General features: G+C 36.9%; 19 protein-coding genes. All 19 read right to left on the bottom strand.

Features of this window, described 5'->3' with window-relative positions; translation table 11 throughout:
- Positions 1-42 precede the first annotated feature (42 nt).
- Positions 43-1,347, bottom strand: a complete 1,305-nt coding sequence (locus BLR54_RS06965; protein ID WP_090418694.1) for a glycosyltransferase family 2 protein — start codon at positions 1,345-1,347, stop codon at positions 43-45.
- A 240-nt stretch (positions 1,348-1,587) separates the two neighbouring features.
- Positions 1,588-3,045: an ATP-binding protein gene (locus tag BLR54_RS06960; protein WP_090418691.1), complete on the bottom strand. Its 1,458-nt coding sequence runs from the start codon at positions 3,043-3,045 to the stop codon at positions 1,588-1,590.
- 348 nt (positions 3,046-3,393) lie between these two features.
- Complete coding sequence (locus BLR54_RS06955) at positions 3,394-4,647, bottom strand: radical SAM protein (RefSeq protein ID WP_090418687.1); 1,254 nt, start codon at positions 4,645-4,647, stop codon at positions 3,394-3,396.
- A 21-nt stretch (positions 4,648-4,668) separates the two neighbouring features.
- Complete coding sequence (locus BLR54_RS06950; protein ID WP_090418684.1) at positions 4,669-5,616, bottom strand: DUF1919 domain-containing protein; 948 nt, start codon at positions 5,614-5,616, stop codon at positions 4,669-4,671.
- Entirely contained in the window at positions 5,609-5,839 is a 231-nt protein-coding gene (locus tag BLR54_RS06945; RefSeq protein WP_090418681.1) for an acyl carrier protein, read from the bottom strand. The genes BLR54_RS06950 and BLR54_RS06945 overlap by 8 nt, the downstream gene beginning before the upstream one ends.
- Positions 5,840-5,853: 14 nt before the next feature.
- A complete protein-coding gene (locus BLR54_RS06940) occupies positions 5,854-6,927 on the bottom strand; it encodes a hypothetical protein (RefSeq protein ID WP_090418678.1) in 1,074 nt (357 codons plus the stop codon).
- 2 nt (positions 6,928-6,929) lie between these two features.
- Entirely contained in the window at positions 6,930-8,393 is a 1,464-nt protein-coding gene (locus BLR54_RS06935; RefSeq protein ID WP_090418675.1) for an AMP-binding protein, read from the bottom strand.
- An 87-nt stretch (positions 8,394-8,480) separates the two neighbouring features.
- Positions 8,481-9,590 carry a hypothetical protein gene (locus BLR54_RS06930; protein WP_090418672.1) on the bottom strand — a complete coding sequence of 370 codons (1,110 nt, stop codon included), beginning with the start codon at positions 9,588-9,590 and terminating at the stop codon, positions 8,481-8,483.
- 81 nt (positions 9,591-9,671) lie between these two features.
- Positions 9,672-10,199, bottom strand: coding sequence for a hypothetical protein (locus BLR54_RS06925; RefSeq protein WP_090418669.1), 528 nt, complete (start codon positions 10,197-10,199; stop codon positions 9,672-9,674).
- A gap of 676 nt (positions 10,200-10,875) precedes the next feature.
- Complete coding sequence (locus tag BLR54_RS06915; protein ID WP_090418663.1) at positions 10,876-11,451, bottom strand: hypothetical protein; 576 nt, start codon at positions 11,449-11,451, stop codon at positions 10,876-10,878.
- Positions 11,452-11,472: 21 nt separating this feature from the next.
- Positions 11,473-11,910, bottom strand: coding sequence for a DUF4869 domain-containing protein (locus BLR54_RS06910; protein ID WP_090418659.1), 438 nt, complete (start codon positions 11,908-11,910; stop codon positions 11,473-11,475).
- A gap of 130 nt (positions 11,911-12,040) precedes the next feature.
- A complete protein-coding gene (locus BLR54_RS06905; protein WP_090418656.1) occupies positions 12,041-12,487 on the bottom strand; it encodes a hypothetical protein in 447 nt (148 codons plus the stop codon).
- Between the two features lie 423 nt (positions 12,488-12,910).
- Positions 12,911-13,990 carry a galactitol-1-phosphate 5-dehydrogenase gene (locus BLR54_RS06900; RefSeq protein ID WP_090418653.1) on the bottom strand — a complete coding sequence of 360 codons (1,080 nt, stop codon included), beginning with the start codon at positions 13,988-13,990 and terminating at the stop codon, positions 12,911-12,913.
- A 79-nt stretch (positions 13,991-14,069) separates the two neighbouring features.
- Positions 14,070-14,765, bottom strand: coding sequence for an IspD/TarI family cytidylyltransferase (locus tag BLR54_RS06895; protein ID WP_090418650.1), 696 nt, complete (start codon positions 14,763-14,765; stop codon positions 14,070-14,072).
- Between the two features lies 1 nt (position 14,766).
- Entirely contained in the window at positions 14,767-15,429 is a 663-nt protein-coding gene (locus BLR54_RS06890) for a ribulose-phosphate 3-epimerase (RefSeq protein WP_090419164.1), read from the bottom strand.
- Positions 15,430-15,441: 12 nt separating this feature from the next.
- A complete protein-coding gene (locus tag BLR54_RS06885; protein WP_090418647.1) occupies positions 15,442-16,809 on the bottom strand; it encodes a hypothetical protein in 1,368 nt (455 codons plus the stop codon).
- 255 nt (positions 16,810-17,064) lie between these two features.
- Complete coding sequence (gene coaBC / locus BLR54_RS06880; protein WP_090418643.1) at positions 17,065-18,252, bottom strand: bifunctional phosphopantothenoylcysteine decarboxylase/phosphopantothenate--cysteine ligase CoaBC; 1,188 nt, start codon at positions 18,250-18,252, stop codon at positions 17,065-17,067.
- Positions 18,253-18,358: 106 nt separating this feature from the next.
- Positions 18,359-19,279 carry an ECF transporter S component gene (locus BLR54_RS06875; protein ID WP_090418640.1) on the bottom strand — a complete coding sequence of 307 codons (921 nt, stop codon included), beginning with the start codon at positions 19,277-19,279 and terminating at the stop codon, positions 18,359-18,361.
- A 241-nt stretch (positions 19,280-19,520) separates the two neighbouring features.
- Complete coding sequence (locus BLR54_RS06870) at positions 19,521-21,914, bottom strand: clostripain-related cysteine peptidase (RefSeq protein ID WP_090418637.1); 2,394 nt, start codon at positions 21,912-21,914, stop codon at positions 19,521-19,523.
- Positions 21,915-22,088 lie beyond the last annotated feature (174 nt).

Raw genomic sequence — 22,088 nt, 5'->3', positions numbered from 1 at the left:
CGCCTTATGTACATCGCTCTGATTTTGCATTTATACCAACTACTATATGAAAATAATACTTTTGCTATTTGCTATTTCACTCAAAGTTATTGTTAATTCCCTATTCTCCTTACCGCCGTTTATAGCTACAAGTATGACATCGTACTCAATATCTACTATAGATGATATATCAAATACATCTAGTCCCATTTTTCTATACTTTTCAAAATTTGAGTCAACCCATTTAACAAGCTTAACACCCTTAGTTCGTTGAATCTGCATATAAAATGATTGGCCTATATTTCCCGCACCAAACAGCACAATTTTCTTTCCTTTTATCAGTTCATATGGAAGCCTCCAATCTTTCATTTTTATTTCATTCCAATCATTCTGAGAATAAAAATAAAACATGAGCTCCTCTACAGTATTTTTCCTTATATAGTTCAGCCAGTTTCTATAATGCTCGTCTCCAATATAATGTTTTTCAGGAACTTTCAATTCGTCTATCAAAAAAGACCTTATATTATCATATACGAGCTTATATGTATTCCATGTATTCTCCCTTAATAGAGCATTTACACATTCCACTATTGCTTTGTTATAATAACTTGTTTTAAAAATTTCAAATAACTGTACTACGCCTAAGCTTTCCCTTATATCTCGTAGGGCTTCAATAAAACATAGGCTAGTTTTATTCATTGCTCGATCCTGTGTACTGATTCCAGTATTAATACGATAGTTGTATATAGCATCATCAGAACAAGCAATTTTTTCAGAATGTACTAATATCATACAACCAAACAATTCATCATTCGCATCATCTAAATTTGAAAATCTAATACTATTTTTTATGACAATATCCCTTTTCACCACCTTATTCCAAATGTTAGTTGAGAACATTTGGAATAGCGTATCTCCATATTCATTAGCATTAAACGGATTGCATTTAGGCAGTAAATCCTCTCGGTATACCCACTGTATCGGATAGGTTAATCTGCTATTTTCATCATAATAATTTGCACCAAATACAAAAATATCAAAATCTTTTTTTCTTATCGTTTCTGCTATTGTATACAGATAATTCTCACCTACAAAATCATCAGCATCTATAAATATTAGCCACTCTCCCTCGGCAACTTCTAACGCCATATTTCTAGCATCTCCTGCATTAGTATGCGATTTCTTCAAAAGTTTTATTCTTATATCTCCTGTTATTGTTGCTTTTATAATATTCAAAGATCCATCTGTAGAGCCATCATCAACTATTATTAATTCATAATCAGAAAAAGGCTGATTCATAATACTTTCTAAACATTTTTTTATATATTTTTCTGAGTTATAAACAGGAATGATAATAGAAAAAAGCATTTACTTATCCCTCATGCTTCATTGCGTCAAAACAATGCATACCACCTAATAGATATCAAAAAACGCTCCACACCATTACGATGTGAAGCGCACTTCCAACAATATTACCTTTTTACTCCCCACCGGCCGTTTATTTATGTACTAATTATATAAAAACGGCCCGTTATTTACAATACAATTAGGCTGTCGAACACTAAATTGTCACACTTTATAACTTTCCAAATACTTTTATCTCTAATCCTATGATTTTACTCTCACATACCTTTGGTTTTTACTTGATGGTCTATTAGGTATGGTCATTTTTACATCGCCACTTTCTATCAGTGGATCAATATATCTATGTATAGCATATGTAACCGATTCTCTATTTAGGAACTGGGCAATCTCTTTACGAGTACGTTCCTGCTCCAAGAATTCCAATATTCGAGCACGGGTATTTTCCTGTATATGATTCTCAGACTCTTCTATAACTTCCATCGGATGATTGCTAAATGTCACAACAAAAGAACCTCTTCTATCCTCAAAAACAGGTTCTCTCAAACCAAAGTCTTTAATAGCTGTTTTTATGGTTGGAATTCCCGAATATCTATTCTCTGTGACCCCCATTGTCTCTAAAATCTTGACCAAGACAGGATTTCTTGTATCAGGTTGTATTTTCCCCAATTGATCTACTGTTATTCTACCGTATAGTCCTCCCGGATTACTAATCTCAAGTCTATCTTCATACATCACAAGCTGTATAGGTTTTCCTTCTGTATGTATACTATAATCTCTATGTACCAATGCATTGAGAATTGCTTCACGTATTGCTATTATTGGATATTCAGGTTTATCAACACGTTCTCCTGTATTTGAATTAAACAACACACTATTCTTCATATTTCTAAGCACAAATGATACCGCACCTTCTAATAGTTCAACGATATTTCCTTCAATATTCTGATTGTCAATAAAACGTACTCCAGCTATTGATGAATCACCTATTTCCTTACCCGGAACCACAATGGCATGTATAGAAAGTTGTGGATAAAATGCTTGTGGAAAATGGCAAAATGTGAATACCGAGCTTATCGTGTAGAAACCATCCTTCTTTATATTAAAAAGATTCTCAACAACTTCATCTGGCATTTTTTCCAAATTTGGTTTACCTTTTCTAATACGCCTAATAAATTCATCAAGAAGTTCCTTGTCAATATATTCTTCTTTTGCTCGTTCAACAGGACGAATATCATCTAAGTATTTTTTTCTGTATGCTTCAAAACTATAGATTTCATATTCTGTCATTCGCTCATCGCTATCCCCAACACGAATATAAGAGCCCTTAATTTTTCCAGCCCCCTTGTAGAAGCATGGTCTGTCAACTATATCAACTGCAGGTATTTCAGCCGCCAAAAAGAATTTACCTTCTTTCATCAGCTCCGTTAAAACTGGTCTAATAATCGGTTCCATCTGTAAACACTGATTATTCACCTGCTTTTGTAAATCGTTAATATCATAGACACCACATTCTTCATAGTTATTCGTTTCATCTATGCCAAAAATAATAACTCCGCCATCATCTTGATTAGAAAAACTAGAAAGTGTATCATATAATTTTTTCGGGCATCCTTCTCTAGCGGCCTTTAATTCTAAAATTCTATTTTCACATTTTAAACTTTTAATTTCATTCAATAAATCTATAAATTCTTCTTTTGTCATTTAAATTCCCCTCCCGTTTTTATATAATTTATTTTAACATTTAAATTTCATTGCTTCAATATTTAAAATTTATTGTTCATAATTTTAAATTTTAATTAAGATATTTAAAATTTAAAATATTAACAAAAGAGGACCTGGTGTTTACCAGATCCTAAAAGTTTTATACTTATCAATGAAGTTAATGAACCGAACAGTGAAGTGTAGTGAAGTTTTCAGTGAAGTGCAGTGAAGTTTTTGTTTACAACTTCACTGTATTTTTTATGAGCCACTCTCAATACTTAATAAAATATTTTTGAAATTTCTAAAATGTATTATTAAAGTATCTGGCATTCACCAAATTCTTTATCTTCAACTCTGCACTCCTGCCTCAACAATCCTCCACTCATCGCTGTTTGTACAATAATTACAAGCCTCTACATAATCTGACAAATAGAAATCCCTTAATTCTCTAATAGCGTCATCTTTATAAATATCTATATAATTCGATTCATCCTTACAAATTCCTAAATCAAATAAAGATGCTGCTCTTGCGCAACAAAATAACCGTCCCTCCATCAATGTCTTGCAAAACCTCGCGGAACTACATTTTAAATATGATTCTCGACACAATTCTTTCGACTTTCCTTTATAAACTGGTTCTCCTGAGTCAATCCATATTAAATCATTTAATATTTCATAGTTAATTCCATATTCCTTGAATTTTTTTATAAGTCCTTCGATTTTTGCGGAGGCATTATATTCACTAATACGTACAATAATTCTTTTATCTCTTAATGCCTCTAACACATTATTATTTGGAATGATAGTACCATTTGTGGTTATTTCTAAAATATCATACTGTTCTATTCTCTCTAAAAACAATAATAAATCACATAATTGAGGGTAACAGAATGGCTCTCCACCTATTATTTCAAGAACCAAAATATGCTGAACTACAGAAAAAAGTTGTTCAATATCTTTCTCTATTGAATCTAAATCAAGATGCCTTTTCTTTTGATAATATGGCATAAGATTATTACAGTATTTACATTTCAAAGTGCAATGTGTTGTTGCTTCTATAACTACCCTCGGCAACACTATTCCCGTCTTATTCGCTCTCTCCAATATATCGACGACATACTTCATTCCTTGCAAGCATTTACTTGATATTTTTTTATAGTGTAAGACATTTTTGATTTCTTCTTTTATTGGGTTAGTCATAAAGAATGTTTCTTTGTCATATAATATTTTAGAAGTTGAGCCGATTCCCCAAACAATCTTCTCCTGTTTGACCCCCTGCTCTAATAAAAAACTATTTATATCGCACGCTACTGAATGATTTGCTACAGCTAATAATATCAAATCATATTCTTTTTCTAAGAATACATTTATAGATTCAATGTTTAATCCCCACTCAGAGTATTTTTTATAGTCTTTATCTATCCATGACACAACTTCACAATATCCCGACTTAATTATTTGAAAGTAATATGCCTGGCCTACATCACCAGCTCCATACAGAATTATTTTAGCACCAGGTTCTATATCATCATACGGAAACACCCAATCTTTTCTTTGAATATATTCACTCTCATACCGCTCAAAGTTATTACTTTTTCTCATATGTTCCCTCGTATATTCATCCTATATGTTAATCCACTCTAATAAATCAAAATAATTCTCTAGTACAGGCTCGTCCCGAACCATAAAATACTCATCAGGAACATAAATAATGTCTTCGCCACCTATACTTAAAGATTTTTTTGTTAGGATAAGAAGCTTTTTCCCGTCTAATTGCATAAATTTTTTACATACATTTAAACTAATAGGTGGCCTATATTTTTGTTCCTCCATAATATATACAATTCTATTCCAATTAACCCTTTCAATCATTAAATTCCATCTTTTTTCAGCTTGCTCAAATGTATCTGTGTGACCAATTTTAATTGTAATATCTCCTACTTTTCCTATAATATGTGGCGTATCAATACCATCTGATCTGCATTCTCTAATCCATCCGTAACACTTTAATTCTTGAGTAAAATAGTAACTTATATTATTTACTAACTTTATGTAGTCTTCTCCTTCTATATTTACATTTATTGTTGGAGACGCTAACGGCAATCCTAATGCGTCATAAATATGGCCTCCCACACAAGTATTAGTTATTATAGTTGGTACCTCTCCTTTAAAAAGCGTTCTCCGAAAGTATCCAAGCATTTTATTGATATTGTATACGTCGTCTTTACTACTAATACTCTTATAACGTGGTATAAGACAAATAATGTCCATATCAAATAAATGATCATACCATAATAACTCACCAAGTATTTCTTTATATACATATGGAGTAATAATCATCCTTATAGATTCATGTTTAATATTATTAAGTTCCCCTACCTCAAATACTGGATGGTTATTGTAAAGAACATCTCGTTCCTCACGTCTTTTGTCAATATATCCTATATATGATATATTGCACTTGGTTAAGTAATGACCAACCCAAAATCCTGCGTTTCCAGCTCCATATATATATATTTTCCCCGGTTCCTCTTCAAAAAAAGACTTACAGTCATTTGTCACTCTAATCATTTTGTTTACACTCCATAACTACTTGTTTAATTGATTGTAAGCTATTAAAATGGTACATATCTATTTTCTCAATAGGTACTTTTATCTTATACTCTGATTCTATCAACTTCACATATTCTAATATATCCAATGAATCAATATAGCCATCTGTCATAAGATTATTATCTTTAACAAAATTCTTCCCCTTTAACTGCTTTAATAATTCCATTAATCGTTCTTCCAAATCTAATCCTCCATCTAGATAATATCTTTGATTAACAATACTAAGTCATTCAAGCTACTACCATCAGACTCACATACTATATATGACTCAGAAAATCTTTTCTTTAATCTAGCTATATTCACCTCTGGCAATTCACGCTTTAGCTCAGATATTATTTCATTTTTCTTCATGTCATATTCAATCCATCTACATGTTGTTCTTGTTTGAACTCGCAATATGTTATTTACTAATTCAACACAATCCACCCCCAGTTCACCTTGTAAAACCTTTCTGTTAAAAGCACTGAATTCCTCAATTTTATTATTTGAAAAACTAATTACATATGCCTTCTCTCCATGATTAGGAAAAACATATATATCATCACAAAACATAACGGGAGGATAAAACACTCTTCCGTCCATATTTTCTATTTCTGAAAAGCATATCTCGTCACATACGGCTGTATTTTTATGTATTCTCACTATTTTATTCTTGTCTCCCTCAGGCCCCAATACATAATAATATTCATCGATATGACTAAATGACTCTATACCATCCAACTTTATTGGTAATTTTTTTATTTCAAAACTGTCATTAAGTAATGACAGTTCTAGAAACGCTCCCGTATACCCCATTGGAACGAATGCCTTATTATCACATATATGAAACCCAAAAGAAAAAAATCGACGATTTCCCCTGCTATAATCAATACCTTCTACTTTTTTTATTTGATATTCTTCAGTAGCTGCATTTAAAATTAGTATACCTGGAAATGAATCTCCAAACATGTATATTTTATTACCATATATAAAAGATGTAGCAAACCACTTATTTGACGTTCGACTAATATCACATGATATATGGATTGTTCTAATCTCTTTTTTTTCACAATCTACAATAAGTATTTTTTCTGCTCTATATGGTATAAAAAAAAACTTATTCATGTACAGTAAAATGTTATAGTATGCATAACTCAAATCTATATTGTCTTGGTCAATATAGATTGTTTCCTCATCATCGTTTAAAACTTTAATACCGTTATAGTTTGCAATTGCATATGCCTTTTTTTCTTTTGAATATACCTTTGCACCACATGTATAATAATTCATAGCTACACGCTTTCTCTTTCCCTCAAATAATATTCTACCAATTGCTTTCTATCCACTTTACCATTATTATTTCGGATAATTTTTTTTATTCTTATGTACTCATATGGTCTCATATACACAGGCAGTTTCTCATTTACAATATCAGCAAGAAAACCTTCATCTACCTCTCCCTCAAAAAATACAATTATTCTATCTTCATAATATACTGTAGCAGCCTCATAGACACATTCTACCTGTTCAACCATTTTGTCAATTTCCTCTAACTCGATTCTGTATCCTTTGTGCTTTATTTGATTATCTATTCTTCCTATATAATAAATTGTATCTCCTATTTTTTTTACCAAATCCCCTGTTCTATATTCACAGCTAAAACCGTTATCCTTTTTCATAAAAATGATATTTCTGTTTTCACTTTCCGGTAAATAATTACTATATAAACCATCTGTCTCTACATATAATTCGCCAATTTCTCCGTTCTCAACTTCTTTAGCAACATCGTCTCTTATATGTATTTTCACATTTTTATAGGGAGTACCAATTGGAATACTTCCAGAATCAATGTTTGTCTCCTTAATATTTATTCCAATTATTACTCCAACAGTCTCTGTTGCACCATACCAATTTATAACCTCGACATCAGGGATTTCTCCTTTTAATCTTTTTACTAAATCTTTTTTCAATTCAGAGCCTGCTAGACAAATTCTTTTCAGAGAGTCAATTTTATACTTCTCAATAAATCTGTATTGTAAGAACATATATATCCAACTTGGTGTTCCAATTAACATACTTGGGTGTTTATCCTGTATAAATCTCACTAATGATGCTGGCCCACCGCCTTTATCATTCATAATAGAAATAGTTCCATGACTTTTATATATACAAAAAAAAGACATTATCGATAGAATAGTAGAAAATGCAGATACAACCATTATTCTTTCTTCAAAATTACAGCTATCTTTCATAGATGCAATTCTGCTCACCATAGCATAATTACTTATAACAACCCCCTTAGGATGTCCTGTCGTTCCTGATGTATATATGATGGTAAAAATATCTTCTCCTAACGTTTCTTTTTCAACATAATTCCCATCCATTTTACTTTCAATTAATTCTTCATATATCTCATACTCTACTCCCAAGTTTTCCATTATGCTTTTGCAACTAATATCTACTAATACAATAGGATTATCTAAACTTCTTATAATACTAATAGTTCTATTTATAGGAGTATTCTTTTCTACTAATATAAAATAATTTCCACTTATAATAACTGACATGATAGCCAAGAGATAGTTCTCTATTGTTCCCATCACAAGAACAACTGGTCGCTTATATATATCTAAATCAGATAACGACTTAGCAAGAACATTTGACGAATTAATTAATTCTTCATACTTAATAGTTCTATTTTCTGTTTCTATTGCTGAAGTTTCATCATTTTTATTAGAATTAAATACATAATCCATCAGATAATTCGACAAAATAATCCCTCCACAAAAAAGCCCCTAATCGGCTTTCGCCAATTAGGGGCCAAACTATTATTTTATTTTATATTATGGTGTATATGTGCCCTTATATGTAGTGCCATCATATACGTATTCCATATTTAACTTACCACCATCTATATCTGCAAATGAACTAATATCTAAGGCAGTCTTTATATCTGGCCATGAAACGATAATCATATTTCTACCTATAGATGCCTTAGCAGTTACATCTACATTGTTAGCTTTTACACTTGTAATCTTACTAGCTTCTAATGTAGTTGTAAAACCACCCTCTGGTGCTGCTGCAACGTAAGTTGTACCATCTCCACCTGTCAGCAACTCGATTGTAGCTGGTGTAGAAGCTTCTGGATCTTCATATGACCAAGTAACCTTAATTGAAGGAGCTGTTGTATCTGACTCAATCTCCTTACCTGTTGTTGTCTCGCCCTCAAGCTTAAAAGTGGTCTTTGCCCAAGTATTTAAGAAATCAGCTTCAGTAGCTGATGAATTATCTGTCTTTGTCTGATACTCAGCTAGTGTCAATACTCTATATTCATAACCACTCTTATCTGCTTTTGGTGCTATTTTATAATTTCCAGGAGTACCTGCAATCTCAACTGTTTTTGAAACTGCTTCAGTTTCAGAAAGAGCCACTGCTGTCTCAGAACCTACAATAAGTCCTAGATATAATCCAGCTTCCTCAGGATCGGTCAAATCTGCTTTTGCAACTAATGGAATATCCTTAGCGCCTGCAACTGTCTCTGCCTTTACTGTAAGATTAATCTTATGGCTACTCTTATTTGTTACTGTAAGCTCTGTTGAAGTTGCCGCATATCTAGTATTATCCTTATCTGCGCCATCTCCACCAACCTTTCCTACTGCGAAATATACACCTTTATCATCTGTTCCTGTTGGGAATGAAGATGCTGTCCACTTTCCACCGCTAGTTGTAGCAATCAAACGTTCAGGATCCATTGTGTAAGCAAAAGTTGAAGCTGCTACTTCTGTAGGTAAAATAACGTCAATCTTTTTCTGATTAACGTGACCTTCAGATGTACCTGCACCAGTTGTTGTACCTGTTGTTACAGGCTCTGTGTCCTCAGCAAATGCTGTTATGGACATAGCAAACACCAATGTAGTTGCCATTGCTACTGCTAGAATTCTTTTACATTTCATGGGCTTTTCCTCCTTGAAAGACTTATCTTCCCTACCATCCGTGGCAAGGGTTTTGTAAAACAATTGTTACCATGATAATTCTTATTGGTTTACTACAATAGTAATACCAATTCTCAAAGTACTTACTGTTTTTTGTTCTTCATCAATAAGATGGTAAATACAAACACAATCGTAAGTACCCGCGTCTAATGGAGTATCCAAAGCAATCGTCTTTATCTCACTTCCCCTTGGAAGGACAGGTGACTTATAAATAACATTGCTTTCATCGTCTGCCATAACCACATCAAAGTACACATCATTAGTATTGCTAACATCATTTGCAACATATGCATCCTCCGAAACGTCGGATCCCGTAGCAAACGTCCATGTAGTACTCATTTGTGTGTCATAATAACCAGGTTCAACATAATCCGCCATTGTCATTTCTTCTACAACGTCATCTACATTGTCTTGGGTTACTACAACATTCCTCTTTTCAGGCTCTTCCGCTTTGTCTTTTCCTACCAACAGGAAGATAATCACCCCCAGCAAAGCTACTATAACAACTATTCCAACTACTATCGCAATCTTTAAACTGTTACTTCCTTTGCTGTTTGTATTATCTGACACGTCTAAGCCCTCCAAATCTTTCTGTACAATTCTCCATTACCTCGATATTCAGTTTTCCAATATTCAATTTTATATTATTCAGTTGTTTCAGTTTCGCGCGACTCACCCCCTATAGTGTCTATATCGGTGTGAGTATGCTTATACTAAACCCTAATTGTTAAAAAAATGTGTTGAAAATCGATTAATTTTCACTTTTGTAACAGTTTACTAATTAATTGCAATCATTTTCGACATATTGCAAATAAATTTTCGCACTTCTTGCCAAGGATTATTTCAAGGAGTTTTTTAATTGGCGCCCTCTATATTTATTTATCAAGATGCGATGAACCATCTACCTAATACCATAGGTTCTTAGTCACTATTCTACTCTATTTTGTCGGAAAGTACTCCTGTTTTCACAGAATGTTGCGAATTTTCTTGAAATATATTTAGGTAAAGTGAAAGCGGCGCATTGGCGCCGCCTTCACTTTACTCTTATTCACAAATAGCATCCCTTATTTCTTTTGGTAAGACACTCAGAATCTGTTGTCGATTCTTCCCCTCGGTATAAAACGGCTTTAGTGTCGACTTGTCATATCTTTTCACCGAATCTTCCGCTGTTGATTTTATTAAGAGATCAGTAAAATATCTTTCCCAGCTAAAATAATCTTCACTAGTAATAAAATCTTCTGGAGAATCAAGAATTTCCATCCACAGAAATACATCTGTTATTTCCAAAAACAGATGAATAGAACTGATAGCCCGACTTAGAATCCTCCACCATGACTATAACATCTTTTTCAGGTTCAATCTGTTTTTCCATATAGATATTGTAAAATTCATGATAAATCTTATCTGGATAGTGATACTTTCCTGTAGTCCTAATACCATATATTTCTTGTATGCTATAAGGTATATTGTACAGTGGTTGCCTTGTTATCAACACATAGTAATTTGATGTGTTCTGAATTTTATCAGCAAATTCCTTCGTGTAAATAAATGAATAATCCTCGTCAAAGAATACTATACTGTTTTTATACGTTTCTAGAATAATATTCCAACTCTGACTATCTCCTGAGTAAACCACACATGGAACATCCGACTGAAGCATAATACCGCTATCATCTTTAAATTGGCTATACAAACGAAGCAAGTCAATCAACGTAGTTTTTCCAGTAGCACTATCTCCCTGAATAATTGTAATATTCCTCTTAATAGTAAACTCGTATTTTAATTTTTCTGTTTCAATAATTATTCTATGTTTGCCCTTCATCAGTCAAACGTTCTCCACTTACTATACATATTTAATAGCCAATTCTAAGTACTCACTCATGTTATGAACAATACAATTATCATTCAAAATATTTATTTCAAAGGTTTCAGCGTCGTCAAATGGCATTAGATACCTAAGATTAACGGTAACATCTTTTCTTTTTCCTATTTCTATTAACCATTTTGCACAATTCTCACCACAACTGGTCGCATTGAACATCAAATCAGGTCGCTCATAAATCGATATTAATGTTTGTAATCCTCCAGATAATCTTTCTGGTGGAATTGGACCTAGGACTTCACTTTCAATCAGCTCTCCACCCTTGTAGCTCGACTTATCTATGCTTTCCATCATCTCCTGAACTAAAGAATCAGCTAACCACTCCGAACGATAGTTAAATCTAAACCAGGTTGGTCCATGCATTACTTTTTCTCTTTCCCCAAAATAAATATTTAGCATATAATTACTCTTCCTTGATTTGTTGGATTATTAATTTCATTATAACGGTTCGATTGATTACTTCAATAGTTCTCATAATGTTTATATTGTTTTACATAGACATAAATTTTGTCTAATTTTATCGTCTTTATCAATCTACACTTGTTATCTCTCCCCTTAAGAATACATTTTCTCTCCAACCGTTCTTTAACGGATGAAGTACATTTGTCTTGATTAAGTGACTCATGTTCTGCCTTGTGCACTCCAACATAGTACAAGCCTCTGTCGTATTGACTATACTATGCTTTGCAAAATCCCTAAACACTTGTGCATAAATTGGTATCACAATTCCATGTTCTAAGAGTACTCTCTTCTCTATAATAATATCTTCATTTATAGAAACACTATATCCACCAGCATCGACCTTTAAAGTTGAAAGCAACCTCTCATTAGAAAGGATTGTTTCAAGTTTTGGAACGTCTTCTAAACATTTTCTTAGGTCCACCTCAAGAACAGTATCATCATTTAACAGACATATTATTCTGTTTTCGACTATTGGAAAACACTCATATATATTGTTTTTCTGTCGCTCCTTCACCCAATCAGGGATTTGATTCTTTTTTATTCGCTTAACATAACAATCATCCTGTGAAGATTTTCCATCACTTAATTCTAAAAGTTTTGCTTCATCATATTTGTTTAATCCTGCATTTTTTAAGATAATTCCAATATTTTGTCTGTTGGGAGGAATAACACGTTAAACCACCCACAACCTGGCGTAATTCCTCGGAATAGTATATTTCCCATTTTTTACCATACCCGCAAACAATAATGGAGCATTCCATTCATCAAGATTTTCTTTTAACTCTATAACATAATGATTTGATCTCCCTTTTGTGATCATTTGTGATTAAACCAAAAAGAGCCACCAGCCCAAGCCAGCAGCTCCAATTATCCCTATTATATAAGCATCAACTCTGATACCCCCTCCTTATTCTGCTACTATTTCTACTACATCCTTCTACATCTCCGCCATCACCTTCACATAAGCTTCCTTCTTATCCCTCATAATCTCAAAGCCTTCCACTATATCCTCCAATGTGAATCTATGAGTTATTAGCTTCTCAGGATGAATGCCCCCCTGCTGCAATCGCTTCAAAACATAATGCCAGTCATCATCAGCTTCATGTGTGAAGGATGAATTCCAGGTGCCCACTAACGTAAGCTGGTTTCGAAGAATCTGCCAATATGCGTGGCGGTGTAAGTCCATGTCCCCAGAAGGATTTCCAACTGTGCAAACAACACCTTCAGGTGTAGCTCCATAAATGCACGCATCCAGCGACCGGCTATTGCCGACACATTCAAATAAGAAGTCGGCCCCTTTAACACCTGTGTTTCCTCTTATCCAATCGATTTCATCCCAAACATTTATATCACAATAATCATCCTCATCCACGCCAAGGCTTGTAACCATTTTCTTCTGCAGCTCTTTATTTCCTATCGTATATACGTTTTTAAAACCTAAATCCTTTAGGAACATTACCACCAAAAGACCGATGGTGCCAAGCCCCACTACCACAAACTTCTTATCCGCAAGCGCAGACACATCGTCTACATCATATCCCTTTGTTCTGAAAGCCTGCCTGATAGCGTGAACTGCCACGGCCATTGGTTCCAGCATTGCTGCTGCATCAAAGTCCACCTTATCAGGAAGCTCTATCAAGTTCCACTCAGGCACAGTCACATATTCAGCAAAGCCTCCATCCCGACGACTTCCCAAATAAGAATAAGACGAACACATTTCGTATTTACGAATTTTACAGCAGACGCATTTCATACAGGGGATAAGAGGGAATACACCGACACGCTTTCCAACCCAAGCTTCTGAAGCCTCTGAACCAACAGCTTCCACCACTCCTGCAAACTCATGTCCGATGATAAGAGGCATATTGTGAGCCCCATCTCTATAGGCCCTTGGAATGTCCGAGCCGCAGATTCCACAAGCCTGCACCTTCACCAGCACCTCATCTGCACCAGGCTTCGGACAAGCCACTTCCTCTATTGCAATTTTCTCTGGAGCTCTTAACACCAATCCCTTCATAACTCTGTCTCTCTAATCTAATTCTCAAAAACCCTTTACAAAATATCCCAGCAACACACTATTCTAAATCGCTACCAAACTATCCCTTCACCATCTCCGTAAACCTATCCAAGTCCTCCTGGGTAGTAATCTTGAAATTCCTCTCATCTCCAGGAATCAAATGCATCTTCATACCCGCCTTCACCGCAGGCTCTGTTGATCCATTTATCACATCAATCTCTCCGGATGCCATCACCTGTTCATTTGCCTTCAAATATTTTCCAAACACAAAGGTCTCTGGTGCCTGGCCTGCGAAAATCTCCTGACGCTTCAAAAGAGAATCAATCTGCTTGCCATCACTGCTGACATACACTGTGTCCTTCATTGGAAGCACAGGAATCACGCCATCATAACCCTCCATTCCCGCAATAGATTTTTTAATCATCATATCTGACAAAAGAGGTCTGGCGCTGTCATGAATAAACACATAATCCTCGTCACTAATCTTGTCCTTCAAGTCCATAAGGGCATTGAAAATAGAAAGTTGCCTATTTTCCCCTGGAGCAGAAAAGCCCATCAGCTTTTTTCTCAATCCGTATTTACGAAGCCACTCTTCAATTTCTGGAATCCACGTATCCTCAGCCACAATTTGTATACCTGAAATCAAGTCATTGTTTTCCAAGGTTTCAAGGCAATACACAATCAAAGGCTTACCTACAACTTCCACATAAGCCTTCGGCACGTTGGCCCCCAGTCTGGCCCCTTTTCCACCTGCAAGAACAATAGCAACCGTCACGCTAAAACCTCATCTCTCTTATATCCCTCAAAATATCCTTATACTCTCTTCCCCGTCCAAACAGCAGCGTGGTTCCTAGCACGAAACCGTCCACTCCCATTGGTCCATAGGTCTGAATTTTATTGGCCGAGCAAGCTCCATCCCAGTATAGCTTGAACCCCATCTTCTCCTTCAGCTCAATCAGATATTCCACCTTCTTGCCAACATAAGGTAGATACATCTGGCCAGCATTTCCAGGATTAACCGACATTACCAAAACCTTATCCACAATCCTCAGCATTTCCATGACAGTTTCCACACTGGTGCCAGGATTGATGGCGATTCCAGGCGTCATACCTGCATCAATAATCTTCTGCAGAGTTGTGGAAGGATGATATTCTGCCTCCGGATGAATATAAATAGTATCTCCTTTACGAAGATTCCTGATAAAAAGCTCGATATTACTGCTTGGATGCTCAATCATCAAATGTACATCCAGCGGCTTGAAGGTGGTGTTGGCAATATAGCTCATGTCGTTTAGGGACATGGCATAGTTTGGCACGTAGCGTCCATCCATAATGTCGATGTGGAAGGAATCAATTCCTGCCTCCTCCAGCTCTGTCACCTCTCTTGCCAAATGTCCATAGTTGGCACACATCATAGATGCGTTAAGTTCATACTCCATCAACTCCCCCATTTAGCCCTCCTCGCAGCAAAGAACATCTGCATTTTGAATCATTATTGGTTTTTCCAACAGCTCGTATAGCTGCACCAAGCTGCTGCCGTCTCCGTAATAGGCATCACTGACAATGATTGCCCTGTCCATATCTGGCGAATCATCATATATTCCCCAGCCTTCTTTTTTATATTCCTCAACGATTGCCTTGTAGTCTTCACAAAGATCTGGCATCATGCTTTCCAAGGTTGCCATTGTCAAAGGATGTGGTCTCCAAAGCAGTGCCACGTCATCCTTGTTTTCTTTGAAAACTTGCAGAGCATCCTTTATCTTTGTCACCATCTTTTCTTCAGCATTAAGAAATGCAACCAGACTCGTGTTGTAAAGGATTATCTTTTTCTTGGTGCCATCAGGCTTCATAATCACTTTCTGCCAATCATCCGGCAGAGGAATATCCTGCTCCTTCATGGCAAGAAGCTTTTCAATTTTTGGAGATCCTGTTCCTTTGATTTTATTTTCCCAAGTCTCACGAGAATCCTCTCCAAACCTGCGAGTCAACACCTCCACATATGCCTTCTTCATATTTTCCGACTGGACAATCACCTCATCCGCATTAACAACTCCCTTTGATAATGCGTATCCAGCAATATGCTCTAGCGTTTTTTCATCTGTAGGATCAGGGTCCGCCAGCACAAAATATGGAATATAAATCAGCTTATCCGTCCACTTTTTTATATTCTCACTGTAAAAGTAAGGATGCACGGAAGTAACAATGTTCAAATCATCATAAGGATTGTGAATGTACACCTCGTCAGGATGCTCTGCCTCAAACTGAAACTTCTGAAAGTCCACTACAGGCACATCCTCTGGATAATCAAGGCCCTCAAAGTGCATTTCCTTCACAGAGCCATCTTCGTTTCTGTCAAAATAAGGAATAGGAATTACCAAGGCTTGGGTTCCCGGCTCCTGGCTTCGCCTTTTCCACACAGTTTCCAGAGAATCCCACATGCTGGCCTTATATGGCAAAAAAACTACTTGTGTCTGAATCTCTATATCTGACTTAGCACTTTCCTCAATTTTATTAACTCCATTTCCTAGACGAAGCTTGGCAGAATCTGCTGACAGGCCTCGCTCACTTAAAATATCTTCATTTACTTCATAAAGCAGCTCGCAGAAATCCTCCAACCCCTTAACGGTGGCGTGGCCCAGGCCTTCCTGCTGTTCTATGAATTCTCCAAGTTCAATTGCCTTTTGTTGGCAGGTATTAAGATACTCGCTGGTTTTGTTAAAATCACTGTTTGTAGCCTTCAATTCCAGCTCTATCGCCTCCACCAGCTTTTTAAACAAAGCTATGTAATTCTCCACCAACTTGAACTTGTATTTTCTCATACCTTCCCCACTTTTTCGCCTTAGAATATAAGCAAAATAATCCGCCAAGGGGGTTCCCCTGCCGAATATCGTAGTATCTTATTACCATTTTACAGTATTTATGGAAGATTTTTAACTATTCACAAAATATTCTGAATTTTGATATAGAAATAAAGAACCCCTAGTAAGCATCAAGCTCTTATGTCTCTCAAGGGAAGCTTTCTATAGCTGACTCTGAGAGATATAAGGCTTGTGGCTGTAACTAGGGGTCATAGTCTATTTTATAATAGTGTCAAAAATGGCATGTGCCACTTCTTCTTTAGACATTATTGGAAGTTCTACAGCATCCTCAGCTGTAATAAGAGTAACCACATTGGTGTCTGTGCCAAAGCCTGCACCAGCTGTGCGAAGATTGTTGGCAACAATCATATCAACGTTTTTCTTTTTCAGTTTAGCCTTGGAGTTTTCTAGCATGTTTTCAGTCTCCATGGAAAATCCGCAGATAAACTGATTATCGCTCTTGTGAGCGCCAAGATATGACAATATATCCTCGGTGCGCTCCAATTCTATGTTAGAACCTTCTCCGTCCTTTTTCTTTATCTTTTCAGTTGCCACATTTACAGGTCTGTAGTCTGCAACTGCTGCACTCTTGATGATGATGTCGCTATCCTCGGCTCTGGACTTCACAGCCTCAGCCATCTCGGCAGCGCTACGAACATTTACCACCTCCACAAACATAGGTGGAGTGAGAGCCACTGGGCCGCTCACAAGAGTAACCTCAGCTCCTCGTTCCATTGCTGCCTTGGCAAGAGCATAACCCATCTTGCCAGTGCTGTGATTTGTAATGTATCGAACTGGATCAATAGCCTCTTCAGTAGGGCCAGCTGTGATAAGAACTTTCTTGCCAACCAAATCATGGTCGTGGGCAAGCTCTCTTAAAATATACTGTAAGAGTACCTCTGGCTCAGGCATCTTTCCTGCCCCAGTGTCGCCACATGCCAAATATCCGCTGGCTGGCTGGATTATTTCAAAACCGTACTTCTTGAGAGTCTCAAGATTGTCCTGAACAATGGGATTTGTAAACATGTTTGTGTTCATGGCTGGGCTAACCAGCTTCTTACACTTTGCCGCAAGAATAGTGGTGGTAAGCATATCATCTGCTATACCGTGAGCCATCTTGCCAATCACATTGGCACTGGCAGGAGCAACCATAAAAATATCTGCCCTTTTTGCCAGCGCCACATGTTCAACATTAAATTGAAAATCTCTATCAAATGTATCTACAAGACATTTATTGCTTGTTAAAGTTTCAAAGGTAATAGGATTGATAAAGTTTGTGGCATTTTTTGTCATAATGACATTAACATCCGCGCCCAACTTAACAAGCGCTGATGCAAGATTTGCAATCTTATATGCTGCAATGGAGCCTGTTACTCCAAGTACCACACATTTACCCTTTAACATGATTCCTTATTACCTCCGGACTGTCGTATTGCTGTTTTATATCTTAGCTTACCAATGGCTTCTCTTTGGCGAGAAGCTGTCTGCGATAGCAGACTGATGAGGTGTGTTACTGCGCCATTTTCTGAACAGAATCTGTTCCAGCCACAGTATCTACCTTTATATTCTTCTTTCCTGAATATACACCTGCTGGCTTAATCTTGTCGAGGACAATACCAACAAGGTATACAATTACTGCACCAACGATTGCCTCAATAACACCGTTGAAGCTGATGATTCCACCAATTACTCCCATAAGTGCGCTTGGGTCAATCTGAAGAACCTCTGAATATGGGATTCTGTAGAATGCATAAATGCTTCCCATAACAAGAAGTGTATTTGTCATTGCACCAGAAATACCTGCTGTGATAAATCCGAGTGCTTTAGCATCTTTATTCATAAATAAATACTCGATAGCTGCGAACACTGCGATTCCTACAACTGCGCCAATCACCTGTGCAGTTGTTACTGAAAAGCCAACCTTACCTTCAGAAATCATCTTATTGAAGAATGCGAAAACACCAAAGCCCATGATGAAAGAGATGAGCACGTTAATAACTGAACCGTAAGCAAGCTTCTTCTCTGAGCTGATTGCCTTCTTGATTCCAACATAAACAAAATATGGAACCACACCAATAAGGATTCTAGGAACGATTGCAATGAATGTGCTCTTGAAAACAAGTGCCATTGCCTGTCCTACAGTATCATGTGGAAGCATAGTAAGAGCTGCCACTGGAGAGAATGCGAATGCTGATGGAGTTGGTGTAAGTGAGCTCTTAATAAAGCTTGTGATACCAAATACTCCGCCAAGGCATGCTCCCTTCTTTGGTCCTAAGAAAAGTGAACCAATGATAACTGGAATATGAAGTGTTGTTGCATTAATAACTACGAGTGGAATATATCCGAGTGGGGTTGAAGCCATAACTACAATAATGGCTACGAATAACGCTGTGAGCACAAGCTCATAGGTCTTAGAATTGTTGCTTTGCATATTGTTTCCTCCTTCTGGTAGAAGCCCTTAGGCGGGTCTCCTCCTGTTAAAACAGTTTTTTGCAAGCTAATTTGATTGATAAAAGTTTAACAGCACATGAATTCTATCACATAGATTAATATGTGTCAAAAGTCCGGTACAAGTCGCTTCGGATCTTGTCTGGACTTCTGACACACATCTATAAGTTATTGTGATCCTTTCCTTTAATGACTCACAATAAGTCGTGAAATAGAATCCTCAACTACTGAGACAGTCCGTCAGTGTAGTAGTTGTTACCATATATATCGGTGAAGACATAGGATATCAATATAGGCTTGTCTTCAATCACCAAATTCGAAATTTGAATATCTGCCATATCCTTTTGTAATACCATATCTCCAAGAGAGTACTTATCGCTAAATTCTCCATCATAGCTATAGTAATCACATAGGAATTCAATTTTATCCCCGGCCTGAAGCTCCGTAAGATTCTTGGCAATTGTCTCTGTCGCACCATCAATAATCTTATAATCAAAGGTGGCACCTGCAATGTAGCCATCCTCGTTTTCTGAATCAAATACAAGGATTAGCTCTGCTCGCTCACCATTTAATAACACTGGAACACGTCCTGTGATTGTGTAGTTATCTTCATCTCCTGTGGTATCAATGTGATAATATGCCACAATCTGACCATCTATTGCCAACCAGCTTCTATCGGTGTTGGCCTTAAGATTCCCATCCTCATCCCAATCAAAAACGTTATCTAGACCAAGGTCAATATAGCCTTCACCGTCATCTACAAATGTTGAATACTCTATTCCTTGAATGTTATCCCACTGGCTTTCACTAAGGGCAATAACATTCTCCCCAGCATCATTCATCTTCCACTTTAAATCATCTGGGTTTATGTTGTTCTCAGCAATATATTCAGCTGCTTCCTCCATAGAAGGACCCTTGTTAAGGAAGTTATCCATGGTAGACTTCTGGGTCATTACAGCATTAAGGATTTGCATAATTGCCTGGGCACTATCCATACTTCCGCTAGAACCATTACTGCTTCCTGTTCCAAGAAGAATGCTGGCAGGATTTGCGTTTGATGTACCTGAACCTGCTGCCTGGCCATAATATGCCATTGATGCAAACTTCTGAATACAGTTGCTATAGCTTTCGTCCATACCAATCTCGTCGTAGGTGTTCACCATGCTGTCCACCTTGTTTGTCTGACGGTATGGGAAATAGATAGAAAGACCATAGGCATTTGTCATGTTGCTAGAGGTCTTGTTGTACTTTATAGTGCTCTTCAGAGATTTTGATAGCTCCTTGCCAGATTCATCATCCATCTTGATGGCAAAATCTATAAGGTCAATTTGGTCGATTTTAGAGGATGTGGCAAATTCTCTTGAGGATGATCTTGCATTTGAAACAACCTTGTATTCCTTCTTGTCAATATGATTAGTTGTAGCCTCAGCAAAGCTCTTTAAATCCTCAGGAACTGTTGTCGAAAGCTCAGCCAGATCCACTATTGAAAGAGTTGTCTTCTGACCGCGGCAATTAATGTCACACTGTGCCACAAAATCATCAACTATGTTCTTGCCAATCTCAATTGTTGGCATTGAAGTATTCTCATTTAACTTGGTAAGCCAATCTGTGTAATACCAGCCGATACCTGGCTCAGTCTCCTCAGATGCCACCATATAATCACCGTGTGCATCTAGCATAAGAGCATTTTCTACTGTTGCCATGAGACACGCATCGAAACCGATGAAATCGAACTTTATGCCACCTGCTTTAAGAGCTTTATTTATTTTTGCCAGGTCCATAGAACCTGCATCTTTGTGCTTCTCATCATAACCATAGCCTGTGACAGAACCACCGCCATGATCCCAGAAAATCAAATCGTATCTGTCTGCTTTGTAGTTCTCACTACAAAACTTTATATATGAAGATAGAGTGTTAGGGTCCGTCATTGGCAAATCACCAAGGTTGTCCTTAACTCGCACCATCTTGCCATTCTTAATCTGGTAGATTTGGTTGGTGTTTTTGCTGACTACCGTATTTTGCCAATTGGTGCAACCGCCAGTATATACAAGAAGATTAATCTTATCTCCTACTTTGGCATTGAGCATCTCCTGAATATCCTTAGATGCCATGGCACCTCTAGATTCAAGATCTGTACCACACATATAGACCATGATTGTGACAGTATCTTTGCCATCACCCTGAAGCACTGTGTATTTTTCACGAGCACCATCAGCCACGGACTCATCTAATACGCCGGTATTTGCCTTGCTACTCCAACTTGCATTTCCACTTTGTGCCATGCTTGTGCTGCCATTTCCAAGGAGCAGTGATGCCATGGAACTAATTGTGTTTATAGTGGTTGTGGTGCCAGAGCTTGTAACAGAGCCAGTTGAACCTGAACCGCCTCCTAAAAAGGCACCAAGTCCTCCACCGCCACCGAGCAAAAGAACTAAGGCAATAATGATAATCTTGCCAAGCCCGCCTCCATAGCCACCATCTCTATTTCCGCCAAAGCTTCCCCCTGAACCAGGCACATGTCCTCCACCAACAGGACCACCGCCTAGACCGCTACCTTTGCGATTAACTGAACCTGAACCTGTCACATTCTTTTTTCTCGAAACTGGTCTATCTGCCATATGTTTTCCCCCACGTATATTGAATTTCTATCTAAATTATCCCGATATCTATTAGACTAATTTTACTCTAATTATTATAAATGTGCAAAATAAGGGTTCTGTCTCCCCAAACAAAAAAGCTGGTAGGCATCAAGCTCATGGGTAACTCAAGGGAAGCTTTCTTCAGCTTTCTCT

Origin of the sequence: Pseudobutyrivibrio sp. YE44 (genome assembly GCF_900104335.1) — a bacterium.
Classification (GTDB): Bacteria; Bacillota; Clostridia; order Lachnospirales; family Lachnospiraceae; genus Pseudobutyrivibrio.
This window is presented reverse-complemented; position numbering and strand designations above follow the sequence as displayed.

What these genes read in the sequence shown, in the direction of transcription:
- BLR54_RS06965 (WP_090418694.1), bottom strand. Translation starts at nt 1,347, where the DNA reads ATGCTTTTTTCTATTATCATTCCTGTTTATAACTCAGAAAAATATATA.
- BLR54_RS06960 (WP_090418691.1), bottom strand. Translation starts at nt 3,045, where the DNA reads ATGACAAAAGAAGAATTTATAGATTTATTGAATGAAATTAAAAGTTTA.
- BLR54_RS06955 (WP_090418687.1), bottom strand. Translation starts at nt 4,647, where the DNA reads ATGAGAAAAAGTAATAACTTTGAGCGGTATGAGAGTGAATATATTCAA.
- BLR54_RS06950 (WP_090418684.1), bottom strand. Translation starts at nt 5,616, where the DNA reads ATGATTAGAGTGACAAATGACTGTAAGTCTTTTTTTGAAGAGGAACCG.
- BLR54_RS06940 (WP_090418678.1), bottom strand. Translation starts at nt 6,927, where the DNA reads ATGAATTATTATACATGTGGTGCAAAGGTATATTCAAAAGAAAAAAAG.
- BLR54_RS06935 (WP_090418675.1), bottom strand. Translation starts at nt 8,393, where the DNA reads ATGGATTATGTATTTAATTCTAATAAAAATGATGAAACTTCAGCAATA.
- BLR54_RS06930 (WP_090418672.1), bottom strand. Translation starts at nt 9,590, where the DNA reads ATGAAATGTAAAAGAATTCTAGCAGTAGCAATGGCAACTACATTGGTG.
- BLR54_RS06915 (WP_090418663.1), bottom strand. Translation starts at nt 11,451, where the DNA reads ATGAAGGGCAAACATAGAATAATTATTGAAACAGAAAAATTAAAATAC.
- BLR54_RS06910 (WP_090418659.1), bottom strand. Translation starts at nt 11,910, where the DNA reads ATGCTAAATATTTATTTTGGGGAAAGAGAAAAAGTAATGCATGGACCA.
- BLR54_RS06900 (WP_090418653.1), bottom strand. Translation starts at nt 13,990, where the DNA reads ATGAAGGGATTGGTGTTAAGAGCTCCAGAGAAAATTGCAATAGAGGAA.
- BLR54_RS06890 (WP_090419164.1), bottom strand. Translation starts at nt 15,429, where the DNA reads ATGGAGTATGAACTTAACGCATCTATGATGTGTGCCAACTATGGACAT.
- BLR54_RS06885 (WP_090418647.1), bottom strand. Translation starts at nt 16,809, where the DNA reads ATGAGAAAATACAAGTTCAAGTTGGTGGAGAATTACATAGCTTTGTTT.
- coaBC (WP_090418643.1), bottom strand. Translation starts at nt 18,252, where the DNA reads ATGTTAAAGGGTAAATGTGTGGTACTTGGAGTAACAGGCTCCATTGCA.
- BLR54_RS06875 (WP_090418640.1), bottom strand. Translation starts at nt 19,279, where the DNA reads ATGCAAAGCAACAATTCTAAGACCTATGAGCTTGTGCTCACAGCGTTA.
- BLR54_RS06870 (WP_090418637.1), bottom strand. Translation starts at nt 21,914, where the DNA reads ATGGCAGATAGACCAGTTTCGAGAAAAAAGAATGTGACAGGTTCAGGT.